This is a genomic window from Pseudomonas sp. R1-15, assembly GCF_051132085.1.
GTDB lineage: Bacteria > Pseudomonadota > Gammaproteobacteria > Pseudomonadales > Pseudomonadaceae > Aquipseudomonas.
In genome coordinates this window covers 77,782-90,028 of sequence record NZ_CP071660.1, presented here as the reverse complement: position 1 = coordinate 90,028, position 12,247 = coordinate 77,782, and the positions used below count along the sequence as shown (strand labels likewise).

9 protein-coding genes are annotated in these 12,247 nt (G+C 61.7%); 2 read left to right on the top strand and 7 right to left on the bottom strand.

Annotated elements, in window-relative coordinates; all coding sequences use genetic code 11:
* On the top strand, positions 1–1,287 hold the full coding sequence (phoR, locus tag J3P97_RS00385; protein ID WP_434605237.1) for a phosphate regulon sensor histidine kinase PhoR: 1,287 nt from the start codon (positions 1–3) through the stop codon (positions 1,285–1,287).
* A 123-nt stretch (positions 1,288–1,410) separates the two neighbouring features.
* The gene (locus J3P97_RS00380) at positions 1,411–2,751 is read left to right on the top strand and encodes a hemolysin family protein (protein WP_186611377.1); all 1,341 of its coding nucleotides are present in this window, start codon (positions 1,411–1,413) and stop codon (positions 2,749–2,751) included.
* Between the two features lie 154 nt (positions 2,752–2,905).
* On the opposite strand, the gene J3P97_RS00375 is transcribed toward J3P97_RS00380, so the two are convergent.
* The 7 genes from J3P97_RS00375 to J3P97_RS00345 form a co-directional block, all read right to left on the bottom strand.
* Positions 2,906–3,802, bottom strand: a complete 897-nt coding sequence (locus J3P97_RS00375) for a peptidoglycan DD-metalloendopeptidase family protein (RefSeq protein WP_434673218.1) — start codon at positions 3,800–3,802, stop codon at positions 2,906–2,908.
* A 243-nt stretch (positions 3,803–4,045) separates the two neighbouring features.
* Complete coding sequence (locus J3P97_RS00370) at positions 4,046–4,999, bottom strand: response regulator (RefSeq protein ID WP_434570573.1); 954 nt, start codon at positions 4,997–4,999, stop codon at positions 4,046–4,048.
* A 165-nt stretch (positions 5,000–5,164) separates the two neighbouring features.
* On the bottom strand, positions 5,165–5,926 hold the full coding sequence (phoU, locus tag J3P97_RS00365; RefSeq protein ID WP_072397242.1) for a phosphate signaling complex protein PhoU: 762 nt from the start codon (positions 5,924–5,926) through the stop codon (positions 5,165–5,167).
* 113 nt (positions 5,927–6,039) lie between these two features.
* On the bottom strand, positions 6,040–6,873 hold the full coding sequence (gene pstB / locus J3P97_RS00360; protein WP_305497678.1) for a phosphate ABC transporter ATP-binding protein PstB: 834 nt from the start codon (positions 6,871–6,873) through the stop codon (positions 6,040–6,042).
* Between the two features lie 142 nt (positions 6,874–7,015).
* Positions 7,016–8,686, bottom strand: coding sequence for a phosphate ABC transporter permease PstA (pstA, locus tag J3P97_RS00355; RefSeq protein ID WP_434602405.1), 1,671 nt, complete (start codon positions 8,684–8,686; stop codon positions 7,016–7,018).
* 15 nt (positions 8,687–8,701) lie between these two features.
* Positions 8,702–10,735: an ABC transporter permease subunit gene (locus J3P97_RS00350; RefSeq protein WP_434674595.1), complete on the bottom strand. Its 2,034-nt coding sequence runs from the start codon at positions 10,733–10,735 to the stop codon at positions 8,702–8,704.
* A gap of 396 nt (positions 10,736–11,131) precedes the next feature.
* Positions 11,132–12,130: a phosphate ABC transporter substrate-binding protein PstS gene (locus tag J3P97_RS00345; RefSeq protein ID WP_053127032.1), complete on the bottom strand. Its 999-nt coding sequence runs from the start codon at positions 12,128–12,130 to the stop codon at positions 11,132–11,134.
* Positions 12,131–12,247: the final 117 nt, after the last annotated feature.

Here is a 12,247-nt window from a genome sequence, read left to right as displayed (position 1 = left end):
ATGTTGTTGCTGGTGACCGGTTGCCTGTTGATCGGCCTGGTCACCGGCTACTACGGCTGGAGCCTGGCCGTGGGCCTGGCGCTTTACCTGGCCTGGACCCTCAAGCAATTGCTGCGCCTGCACGAGTGGCTGCGCCTGCACCAACCCGACGAGGCCCCGCCCGACGGCTACGGCTTGTGGGGCGAGGTGTTCGACAGCATCTACCACCTGCAACGGCGCGACCAGCGCGTTCGCGGCCGCCTGCAGGCAGTGATCGACCGCGTCCAGGAATCCACCGCCGCGCTGAAAGACGCGGTGATCATGCTCGACAGCGACGGCAACCTGGAATGGTGGAACCGCGCCGCAGAAACCCTGCTGGGCCTCAAGACGCCACAGGACAGCGGCCAGCCGGTGACCAACCTGGTGCGCCATCCGCGCTTCAAGGAATATTTCGAGCAAGACAATTACGCCGAACCGCTGGAAATCCCGTCGCCCACCAATGATCGGCTGCGCATCCAGCTGTACATCACCCGCTATGGCAACAACGAGCACCTGATGCTGGTGCGCGACGTGACGCGTATTCATCAACTGGAACAGATGCGCAAGGATTTCATCGCCAACGTATCCCATGAACTGCGTACGCCATTGACGGTGATCTGCGGTTACCTGGAGACCCTGCTCGACAATGTCGAAGAGGTGAACCCGCGCTGGACCCGTGCCTTGCAGCAGATGCAGCAGCAGGGCGGACGCATGCAGACCTTGCTCAACGACCTGCTGTTGCTGGCGAAGCTGGAAGCCACCGACTATCCCTCGGACAACCAGCCGGTGCCCATCGAGGACCTGTTGCAAGTCATTGCCGAAGATGCGCAGGAGTTGTCCGGTCCCAAGCAGCAGTCCATCACGCTTGAAGCAGACCCGACCGTGCAACTCAAGGGCAGCGAGGCGGAACTGCGCAGCGCGTTTTCCAACCTGGTGTTCAACGCGGTCAAATACACGCCTGAACAAGGCCGGATCCATGTGCGCTGGTGGGGCGATGAACAAGGCGCACACCTAAGCGTGCGCGATTCCGGCATAGGCATCGACAGCAAGCACCTGCCGCGCCTGACCGAGCGTTTCTACCGGGTCGACTCCAGCCGCAACTCCAACACTGGCGGAACCGGGCTCGGTCTGGCAATCGTCAAGCACGTGCTGCTGCGCCATCGTGGACGCATGGAAATCAGCAGCGTGCCCGGCCATGGCAGTACGTTTACCTGCCATTTCACCCCGGCGCAGGTGGTCCGCGGACGGCACTCCAGCCACGACGAATGACGCCGGCGGGCGCTCCCCACTAGGCAATCGCCCGGTCAGCCGCTACATTGGCTGACTTGTGCCTGCCTTTTCAGGCACCGAATTTCCCATCATACGAACATACGGAACCTGCAAAACTCCATCATGGACCCTTCCCCTGGCTTGTCCCTCGCTACACTCTTCGCCGAATTCGGCATGATTCTTTTTGCTCTGATCCTGGTCTTGCTCAACGGTTTTTTCGTTGCGGCCGAGTTTGCCATGGTCAAACTGCGCTCGACCCGGGTCGAGGCCATTGCCGAACAGAACGGCTGGCGCGGGCACATCCTGCGCACCGTCCACAGCCAGCTCGACGCTTATCTGTCGGCCTGCCAGCTGGGTATCACCCTCGCCTCACTGGGGCTGGGATGGGTCGGCGAGCCGGCGTTCGCGCACATTCTCGAGCCGCTACTGGGCGCGGTCGGCGTCCAGTCGCCGGAAGTGATCAAGGGTGTGTCGTTCTTCACCGCGTTCTTCATCATTTCCTACCTGCACATCGTGGTCGGCGAGCTGGCGCCCAAATCCTGGGCGATCCGCAAACCGGAACTGCTGTCGCTGTGGACGGCCGTACCGCTGTACCTGTTCTACTGGGCCATGTACCCGGCGATCTACCTGCTCAATGCCAGCGCCAATGCGATCCTGCGTATCGCCGGCCAGGGTGAGCCCGGCCCGCATCATGAACACCATTACAGCCGCGAGGAGTTGAAGCTGATCCTGCACTCCAGCCGTGGCCAGGACCCGAGCGACCAAGGCATGCGCGTGCTGGCCTCCGCCGTGGAAATGGGCGAGCTGGAGGTGGTGGACTGGGCCAACTCCCGGGAAGACCTGGTAACGCTGGAATTCAATGCCCCGCTCAAGGAAATCCTGGCGATGTTCCGTCGCCACAAGTTCAGCCGGTATCCGGTGTACGACAGCGAGCGCCAGGAATTCGTCGGCCTGCTGCACATCAAGGACCTGCTGCTGGAACTGGCGGCCCTGGACCACATCCCCGAATCGTTCAACCTGGCGGAACTGACCCGCCCGCTGGAGCGAGTATCGAGGCACATGCCGTTGTCGCAGCTGCTGGAGCAGTTCCGCAAGGGCGGTTCGCACTTCGCCGTGGTCGAAGAAGCCGACGGCAATATCATCGGCTACCTGACCATGGAAGACGTTCTGGAAGTGCTGGTGGGCGATATCCAGGACGAACACCGCAAGGCCGAGCGTGGCATCCTCGCCTATCAGCCGGGCAAGCTACTGGTGCGCGGCGACACCCCGCTGTTCAAGGTGGAGCGTCTGCTGGGCATCGACCTGGACCACATCGAAGCGGAAACCCTGGCAGGGTTGGTCTACGAAACCCTGAAACGGGTGCCGGAAGAGGAAGAAGTGCTGGAAGTCGAAGGCCTGCGGATCATCATCAAGAAGATGAAAGGGCCGAAGATCATTCTGGCGAAGGTGTTGATGCTCGATTGAGTGTCGATCTGCCCGCAAGTTGAAGGCATAACCCACTGTGGCGAGGGAGCTTGCTCCCGCTGGGTCGCGAAGCGACCCCAAAAGCGACGACTGCTTCGCAGCCGAGCGGGAGCAAGCTCCCTCGCCACGAAAAGCCTTCTTGTCATCTCCCGTGCTATTGCTTGCCCAACGCAAAGTTGGGCAAGTCACCCACCGGCTGGTTGAACTGGTAGGGAATCGACACCAACCCCAGCCCGGTGTTGCGCTGGACCACGAAGTGCAGGTGCGGGCCGGAGCTGTTACCGGTGTTGCCTGATAGCGCCAGCGGCGTGCCCACCACGACCCGTTGCCCCTCCTGGACGCTCACCGAGCCCTTCTGCAGGTGCAGGTAGACTCCCATGGTCCCGTCATCGTGCAACACGCGCACAAAATTGCCGGCAGGATCGGTGCCGCGCCCGGTCTGCTCGTTCTCGGTCTTGACCACGACCCCGCCACGCGCCGCGATGATAGGCGTGCCTTCGGGCATCGCAATGTCCATGGCGTAGCGGTTCTTCGGGCCGTAATGGCTGTATTGGCCGTTGGCGCCCTGGCTCAACCGGAACGGCCCGCCACGCCAGGGCAACGGATAGCGATAAGCTTGCGCCGTGCCCGCGGGGTCGCCCAGGGAGTATTCGAACCTTGGGGTATAAGCCAGTGGCCTGCCGGGCCGGGTGGCCGTCAGCAGCGCCAGGCGAAGCTTGCTGCGCGCCGGCAGCACGCGGCGGATCGGCCGGCTCGGCGCTCCGCTCACATTGCGCAACCCGGCGAAGCTCAGCTCGATTTCCACCGGCGCATAGAGGTCGTTGCGCACGTACACCGCGTCCGCGCCCTTCTGCTTCCTGATGTCGAGAAACACTTGGCGCTCCAGGCGCTCGACCATGCGATCACGAAATACGAACACCTGGGCGCCTTTGCTGGGGCGGTCACTGTAGGAGACCACGCCATTGGCGTCGGTGGATTTGTAGATGGTCATGGCCAAGGCCGGCGTGGCGGCCAGGACAAGACCACAGGCGAACAGCAACGGCACGAGCATGGGCAAGAATTCTGTCGAAATGAAGGCCTGCAAAGCAGCCTAGCAGCTGGGATGGACCAGCGTAGTCGACGGATGTTTCAAAATTGGATCGGCGGTCGGGTTGAAGCTGGCCTTTTCGTCGGATCGCCGCCCGGAGCAGGCTCGCTCCCACAGTGATTTGCGCAGGCCACACAAATCTGTGCCCTACAAAAAACCTGTGGGAGCGAGCCTGCTCGCGAAAGCGGACTGACAGGCGCCGCCAGATCAGGCGCCCGGTACGAAGTGCTTCTGCGCCGTGCCGCGGGCGATCAGGCGGGAGATGTAGTCGAGTTTCTGCGGGTCTTTGTCGACGAAACGGAAGGTCAATTGCAGCCATTCGCTGTCAGGGGTCTGCTCATGGGCGACGATGGCGTGCAGGTAGCCGTTCAGACGAGCGGTTTCGGCGTTGTCGCCCTGCTCCATGTCCAGCACCGAGCTCTCCAGCACTTGCGGCAGGGTATCGGTGCGCTTGACCACCAGCAACGCTTCCTTGAGGCTCAGGGCCTTGATCACGCATTGCTGGGTGCCGCTGGACAGGCGCAACTGGCCTTGGCCGCGATTGGCAGTGGGTGCGGACGCGGCAGGTGCCTTGACGGGCGGGCTGTTGAGCAAGCCACGTGCCGCCGGAGCGGCAGCCGCAGCGGGTGCCGGCGCGGCAGCGGGCTTGGCAAACGGGTTCGCCGCTGGCGCAGCCGCCGCAACCGGAGCGGCCTTGCCGCCGGTCAGGGCACTGAGCGAATCATTGCCGAACGCCGAATTCATCTTGGTCGGGGCGCTGTTCATCAACGTGTCGAGCTTGCCGACCTTGTTCAAGGCCTGCTTGACCTTGGTCAGCAACTGTTCGTTGGTGAAGGGTTTGCTGACGTAGCCGGAAACGCCGGCCTGGATCGCCTGGACCACGTTCTCCTTGTCGCCACGGCTGGTCACCATCACAAACGGCATGCCCTTGAGATTGTCCTGCTGGCGGCACCAGGTCAGCAATTCCAGGCCGGACATTTCTGGCATTTCCCAGTCGCACAGCACCAGGTCGAACGCTTCACGGGCCAGCAGGGCCTGGGCTTTCTTGCCGTTCACCGCGTCTTCGATGCGGATGCCTGGGAAGTAGTTGCGCAGGCACTTCTTCACCAAGTCACGAATGAACGAAGCATCGTCCACGACCAACACACTGACCTTACTCATCCAGATACACCTCTAAAAAATCCCGGCAAGCATACCGCCTTACTGATGGCACATCGCCAAAAACCTTCAGTCACGCCGGGACTTTTCGTTCGCGGGGTGCTGCTTTTGATTAAAAAAACCGCAAAAAAAGCCCGACCAGAAGGCCGGGCGCTTTTCTTGGCAATCTTACTTATCGTCAGTTTGACCGGGAACATTAGCGGTTTCGGACGGGGTGCCCTCAACTTCTTCCTTCATCCGCTTGAGTCCCATGTGCCGGACATCGGTGCCACGCACCAGGTAGATCACCAGTTCCGAGATGTTGCGTGCATGATCGCCGATACGTTCCAACGAACGCAGCACCCAGATGATGCTCAACACCCGGGAAATCGAACGCGGGTCTTCCATCATGTAGGTCGCCAGCTCGCGCAGGGCGGTCTTGTACTCGCGATCGATGATCTTGTCGTACTGGGCCACCGACAGCGCCAGGTCGGCGTCGAAACGGGCGAAGGCGTCCAGCGCATCGCGGACCATGTTGCGCACCTGGTCACCAATGTGGCGAACCTCGACGTAGCCGCGCGGCGCTTCACCTTCTTCGCACAACTGGATGGCGCGACGAGCGATCTTGGTGGCTTCGTCGCCGATCCGCTCAAGGTCGATCACCGACTTGGAGATGCTGATGATCAGGCGCAGGTCGGAAGCCGCCGGCTGACGACGGGCCAGGATGCGCAGGCATTCTTCGTCGATGTTGCGTTCCATCTGGTTGATCTGGTCATCAATCTCGCGCACTTGCTGGGCCAGGCCGGAGTCGGCCTCGATCAGCGCGGTCACCGCGTCGTTGACCTGCTTTTCCACCAGCCCGCCCATGGCCAGCAGGTGGCTGCGCACCTCTTCCAGCTCGGCGTTGAACTGCGCGGAAATGTGGTGGGTGAGGCCTTCCTTCGAAATCATGGTTTTGCTCCGCAAAAGCTGTGAGCTGCAAGCTTCAAGCTGCAAGCTGATATATGTCGTTACTCAAACCGCCTTTACTTGCCGCTTGTAGCTTGAAGCTTGCGGCTCTACGGCTAGCCGTAGCGACCCGTGATGTAGTCCTCGGTCTGCTTCATGGCCGGATTGGTAAACAGGGTATCGGTGTCGCCGAATTCCACCAGCTTGCCCATGTACATGAACGCGGTGTAGTCGGACACCCGCGCCGCCTGCTGCATGTTGTGGGTCACGATGACGATGGTGAACTTGGACTTGAGCTCGTAGATCAGTTCCTCGACTTTCAGCGTCGAGATCGGGTCGAGTGCCGAGCAAGGTTCGTCGAGCAGCAGCACTTCCGGCTCCACGGCGATGGTGCGGGCGATCACCAGACGCTGCTGCTGCCCACCGGACAGGCCCAGCGCCGATTCGTGCAGGCGGTCCTTGACCTCATCCCACAGCGCCGCGCCCTTGAGTGCCCACTCCACGGCTTCATCGAGTACGCGCTTCTTGTTGATGCCCTGGATCCGCAGGCCGTAGACCACGTTCTCATAGATGGTCTTGGGGAACGGGTTGGGCTTCTGGAACACCATGCCCACGCGACGACGCAGTTCGGCAACGTCTTCGCCCTTGCGGTAGATGTTGTTGCCGTAGAGGTTGATTTCGCCTTCGACGCGGCAGCCGTCCACCAGATCGTTCATGCGGTTGAAGGTGCGCAGCAAGGTCGACTTGCCGCAGCCCGACGGACCGATGAACGCGGTAACGCGCTGTTTCGGGATGTTCAGGCTGACATCGTACAGCGCCTGTTTCTGACCGTAGAACAGGTTCAGGCCGGGCACTTCGATGGCGACGGTTTCCTGAGCCAGGTTCAGGCTCTGCTTGTCGCGGCCCAGGGCCGACATGTTGATGCCGTGTGTAGGTGCTTCGTGTTGCATGGGAGGCTCCCTGTGCTAACAAATTCGGTTCGGAACGCCTGTGTGGCGGCCCCATGAAATTCCAATGTGGGAGCGAGCCTGCTCGCGAAGGGGGCCTTGAGGCCGCCAAAAGCTTCGCGAGCAGGCTCGCTCCCACAGACCCTCAACTATCCAGTGCCTTGTACTTCTCACGCAGGTGGTTACGGATCCACACCGCCGACAGGTTCAGGGTCGCGATCACCAGCACCAGCAGCAACGCCGTGGCGTAGACCAATGGCCGGGCTGCTTCGACGTTCGGGCTCTGGAAGCCGACGTCATAGATATGGAAGCCCAGGTGCATGATTTTCTGGTCCAGGTGCAGGTACGGGTAGTTGCCATCCAGCGGCAGCGACGGCGCCAGTTTCACCACGCCCACCAGCATCAGCGGCGCTACCTCGCCGGCGGCACGGGCCACGGCGAGGATCATGCCGGTCATCATCGCCGGGCTCGCCATCGGCAGGACGATTTTCCACAGCGTTTCGGCCTTGGTTGCACCGAGTGCCAGGGAACCCTCACGCACGGTCCGCGGAATCCGCGCCAGGCCTTCCTCGGTGGCCACGATCACCACCGGTACGGCCAGCAGCGCCAGCGTCAAGGAAGCCCAGAGCAGGCCTGGCGTGCCGAAGGTCGGCGCCGGCAAAGCCTCGGGGAAGAATAGCCGGTCAACCGAGCCGCCCAGCACATAGACGAAAAAACCCAGCCCGAACACGCCGTAGACGATGGCCGGAACGCCTGCAAGGTTGTTCACCGCGATGCGGATCAGGCGGGTCATCGGCCCCTGGCGCGCGTATTCACGCAGGTAGACCGCTGCCAGCACGCCGAACGGAGTGACGATCATCGCCATGATCAGGGTCATCATCACGGTGCCGAAAATCGCCGGGAAGATCCCGCCTTCAGTGTTGGCTTCACGCGGGTCGTCGCTGAGGAACTCCCAGACCTTGCTGAAGTAGAAACCCATCTTGGTGAACGTGCCCATGCCGTTTGGCTGGTAGGCGTGCACCACCTTGCCGATCTCGATCTCCACTTCCTTGCCGTTGGCATCGCGGGCCGTCAGGCTGTCGCGGTTGAACTGCGCATGCAGGTCGGTCAGGCGCGCTTCGATGTCCTTGTAGCGGGCGTTCAGTTCGGCGCGTTCGCTTTCCAGGTCAGCCTGGGCGGCGGCGTCGAGCTTGCCGTCCAGCTCCAGCTTGCGACCGTGCAGGCGGATGCGCTCGAGGCCGGCGTTGATCGCGCCGATGTCGACTTTTTCCAGAGTCTTGAGTTCGTCGGCCAGTTGATTGACCCGCTCGATACGCGCCTGCAACTGCGGCCAGGCGGCTTCGCCCTCGGCGATGACCTTGCCTTGTTCCTTGACGTTGACCAGGTAGCCGTAGAAGTTGCCCCACTCACGTCGCTCCAGAGCCATCAGCTCCGGCGGGGTCGTCTGGTTGCTCAGCCAGTCGCCGACGATCCAGGTGAAATCGGTGCCGTTGAGATCCCGGTTACCGACCTTGACCAGTTCGCGGGTCATGAACTCCGGGCCTTCGTCCGGCACCGGCAGGCCAGCGCTTTTCAGGCGCTCGCGAGGCACTTCTTCTTTCTGTACGACTTCGCCGACCACCAGGTGCGCCGGCATGCCCGGTACGTTGTAGCTGGCGTGGATCAGGTCGGCCGGCCAGAAGTGGCCCAGGCCGCGCACGGCAATCACCGCCAACAGGCCAATGGTCATGATGACCGCGATGGACACCGCGCCACCGCTGATCCAGACGCCCGGGGCGCCGCTCTTGAACCATCCTTTCAGGGAGTTCTGTTTCACAGACTTCTACCTTTCTTAAAGCGACGAATATTTCTTGCGCAGACGCTGACGGATCAGCTCGGCGAGGGTGTTCATGACGAAGGTGAACAACAGCAGCACCAAGGCCGACAGGAACAGCACGCGATAATGGCTGCCGCCGACTTCCGACTCAGGCATCTCCACCGCGACGTTGGCCGCCAGGGTGCGCAGGCCTTCGAACAGGTTCATTTCCATCACCGGGGTGTTGCCGGTGGCCATCAGCACGATCATCGTCTCGCCCACCGCCCGGCCCATGCCGATCATCAGCGCCGAGAAGATGCCCGGGCTGGCGGTGAGGATGACCACGCGGGTCATGGTCTGCCACGGTGTCGCACCCAGGGCCAGCGAGCCCAGGGTCAGGCCGCGCGGCACACTGAACACGGCGTCTTCGGCGATGGAATAGATGTTCGGGATCACCGCGAAGCCCATCGCCAGACCGACCACCAAGGCGTTGCGCTGGTCATAGGTGATACCCAGGTCATGGGAGATCCACATGCGCATGTCGCCGCCAAAGAACCACGCTTCCATGTATGGGCTCATGTATAGCGAGAGCCAGCCGACGAACAGGATCACCGGGATCAGCAAGGCGCTTTCCCAGCCGTCCGGCACTCGCAGGCGAATGGATTCCGGCAGGCGGCTGAAAGCGAAACCGGCGACCAGGATGCCGATCGGCAGCAACATCAGCAGGCTGAAGATGCCCGGTAGATGCCCTTCGACGTACGGCGCCAGGAACAGACCGGCGAAGAAACCGAGGATCACCGTCGGCATCGCCTCCATCAGCTCGATCACCGGCTTGACCTTGCGGCGCATGCCCGGGGCCATGAAGTAGGCGGTGTAGATCGCTGCGGCAACCGCCAGCGGCGCGGCCAAAAGCATCGCGTAGAACGCCGCTTTCAGGGTGCCGAAGGTCAGCGGCGACAGGCTCAGCTTGGGTTCGAAGTCGGTGTTGGCGGCAGTCGATTGCCAGACGTACTTGGGCTCATCGTAGTTTTCGTACCAGACCTTGCTCCACAAGGCGCTCCACGAGACTTCCGGGTGTGGGTTTTCCAGCACCAGCGGTTGCAGCTTGCCGCCCTGCTCCACGATCAGGCGGTTGGCCCGTGGCGACATGCCGAACAGGCCTTGGCCATCGACTACCTGGTCAACCAGCAAGGTGCGGTGGGCAGTACTGTGGAACACGCCGAGCTTGCCGGCGGCGTCGAGCGCAACGAAACCCTTGCGACGCTCTTCGGCACTGATCTCGACGATGGGCGCGCTGCCCATCTGGAAGGTACGAATCTGTTTGAAACGCAGCTCGCCGTCCGGATCGCGAGCCATGAACCACTGGGCCAGGCCGCCCTTGGAATCACCGATGATCAGCGATATGCCACCGACCAACTGGGCAACGGCGGTGACTTGGGCGTCAGCGTTCTCGAGCAGCTTGTAGCGACCGTTGAGGCTCTTGTCCCGCAGGCTGAACACATCGGCCTGGGCGCGCCCGTTGACCACATACAGCCACTGCTGGCGCGGGTCGACGAAGATGTTTTTTACCGGCTCGGTCATCTGCGGCAGATCGATACGCGTCTGCTCGCTGGTGATTTCACCGGTCATCATGTTTTCTTCGCTGGTGAGCGACAGCACATAGAGCTGCGCGCCGCTGGAGCCAGCCAGCAGCAACGTCGAATCGGTCGCGTTGAGGCTGACATGCTCCAGGGCCGCGCCCTGCTCGTTCAACGCGATCGGCCCTTCACCGTAAGGGTATTCGATGGCCGGAGAGATGGTTTTCTTGCCGTCGGGGTAGCTGACTTTATACGTGTGGCGGAACACCAGGGCCTGGCCATTGGACAAGCCGATCGCCACCAGCGGGCTGCCGGGCTGATCTTCACCGATGGACGTCACAGTGGCGCCGGCCGGGATCGGCAGGTCGACACGCCGCAGTTCGGCACCGCTGTCGAGGTTGTAGAACAGCGCCACGCCCTTGTCGGAAACCCGCATCGCCACCTGGTTCTGTTCTTCGATGGCGATCATCAGCGGCTTGCCGGCGTCTTGCATCCAGGCAGGGGTAATCGAGTCCTTGGCGGTCAGGTCCGCGCCTTGGAACAGCGGCAGTACCACGTAGGCCAGGAAGAAAAAAATCAAAGTAATGGCGGCGAGCACGGCGAGGCCGCCAACCAGCACGTACCAACGGGTGAGGCGATCCTTGAGCGCGCGGATGCGGCGCTTGCGTTGCAGCTCAGGCGTATTGAAGTCAATGCGCTTGGGAGGGGAAGTCGTAGTCATTGTGGAGTTGGCCAGATCATTCATGCGCACACCCTAGCGATCCTGTATGACAGAAAGATGACAGTGAAGTGACGCAACAAATCCGCCGCCGGTGGGAACCGGCAGCGGATGGAAATTTGGTCTGTGGGAGCGAGCAAGCTCGCTCCCACAGGGGCCTGGGCTCAGGCGTTACTGCTTGGCGACGTTGCCGCCTTCCTGCAGACCCAGGTCAGCCAGTGCCTTGGCGGCGACTTTGGCTGGAACCGGGATGTAGCCGTCCTTGACCACGACTTCCTGGCCTTGCTTGGACAGGATCAGCTTGACGAACTCGGCTTCCAGCGGGGCCAGAGGCTTGTTCGGCGCCTTGTTGACGTAGACGTAGAGGAAGCGCGACAGCGGATATTTGCCGTTCAGGGCGTTTTCTTCGGTGTCCTCGATGAACTCGCCGCCTTCCTTCTTGGCCAGGGCAACGGTTTTCACGCTGGCGGTCTTGTAGCCGATACCCGAGTAGCCGATGCCGTTAAGCGAGCTGCTGATCGACTGCACAACCGAAGCCGAACCTGGTTGTTCGTTGACGTTTGGCTTGTAGTCGCCTTTGCACAGGGCTTCTTCCTTGAAGTAGCCGTAGGTGCCGGACACCGAGTTGCGGCCAAACAGCTGGACTGGCTTGTTGGCCAGGTCGCCGGTCACGCCCAGGTCGCCCCAGGTCTTGACGTCAGCCTTGGCGCCGCACAGGCGAGTCGAGGAGAAAATCGCATCGACCTGAGCCATGGTCAGGTGCTTGATCGGGTTGTCCTTGTGCACGAATACCGCCAGGGCGTCCACGGCAACCGGAATAGCGGTCGGCTTGTAGCCGTACTTCTGTTCGAAGGCTTGCAGCTCGTTGTCCTTCATCTTGCGGCTCATCGGGCCCAGGTTTGCGGTGCCTTCGGTGAGTGCGGGTGGCGCGGTGGAGGAACCGGCGGCCTGAATCTGGATGTTGACGTTCGGGTATTCCTTCTTGTAGTTCTCGGCCCACAAGGTCATCAGGTTAGCCAGGGTATCGGAGCCGACGCTGGACAGGTTGCCCGACACACCAGTGGTCTTGGTGTAGCTCGGGATCGCAGGGTCAACAGCGGCAACCGCGTTGGCAGTCGCGACGCCAGCAGCGACAAACGTCATTGCCGCCATCAAACGCTTCAGTTTCATGCCTTACTCCTAGCAGATAGGGTGTGTTAAGTCGGCCAAGTATCGACAAGCCGTATGAACACTCTATGGCTGAAATATGACAATTGGATGAAAGGCCAGCATTGGCTTTTGCAGGGA

Excerpts from the sequence above, each read along its gene's own strand:
- phoR (WP_434605237.1), top strand. The coding sequence starts at position 1 with ATGTTGTTGCTGGTGACCGGTTGCCTGTTGATCGGCCTGGTCACCGGC.
- J3P97_RS00380 (WP_186611377.1), top strand. The coding sequence starts at position 1,411 with ATGGACCCTTCCCCTGGCTTGTCCCTCGCTACACTCTTCGCCGAATTC.
- J3P97_RS00375 (WP_434673218.1), bottom strand. The coding sequence starts at position 3,802 with ATGCTCGTGCCGTTGCTGTTCGCCTGTGGTCTTGTCCTGGCCGCCACG.
- J3P97_RS00370 (WP_434570573.1), bottom strand. The coding sequence starts at position 4,999 with ATGAGTAAGGTCAGTGTGTTGGTCGTGGACGATGCTTCGTTCATTCGT.
- phoU (WP_072397242.1), bottom strand. The coding sequence starts at position 5,926 with ATGATTTCGAAGGAAGGCCTCACCCACCACATTTCCGCGCAGTTCAAC.
- pstB (WP_305497678.1), bottom strand. The coding sequence starts at position 6,873 with ATGCAACACGAAGCACCTACACACGGCATCAACATGTCGGCCCTGGGC.
- J3P97_RS00350 (WP_434674595.1), bottom strand. The coding sequence starts at position 10,735 with ATGCAAGACGCCGGCAAGCCGCTGATGATCGCCATCGAAGAACAGAAC.
- J3P97_RS00345 (WP_053127032.1), bottom strand. The coding sequence starts at position 12,130 with ATGAAACTGAAGCGTTTGATGGCGGCAATGACGTTTGTCGCTGCTGGC.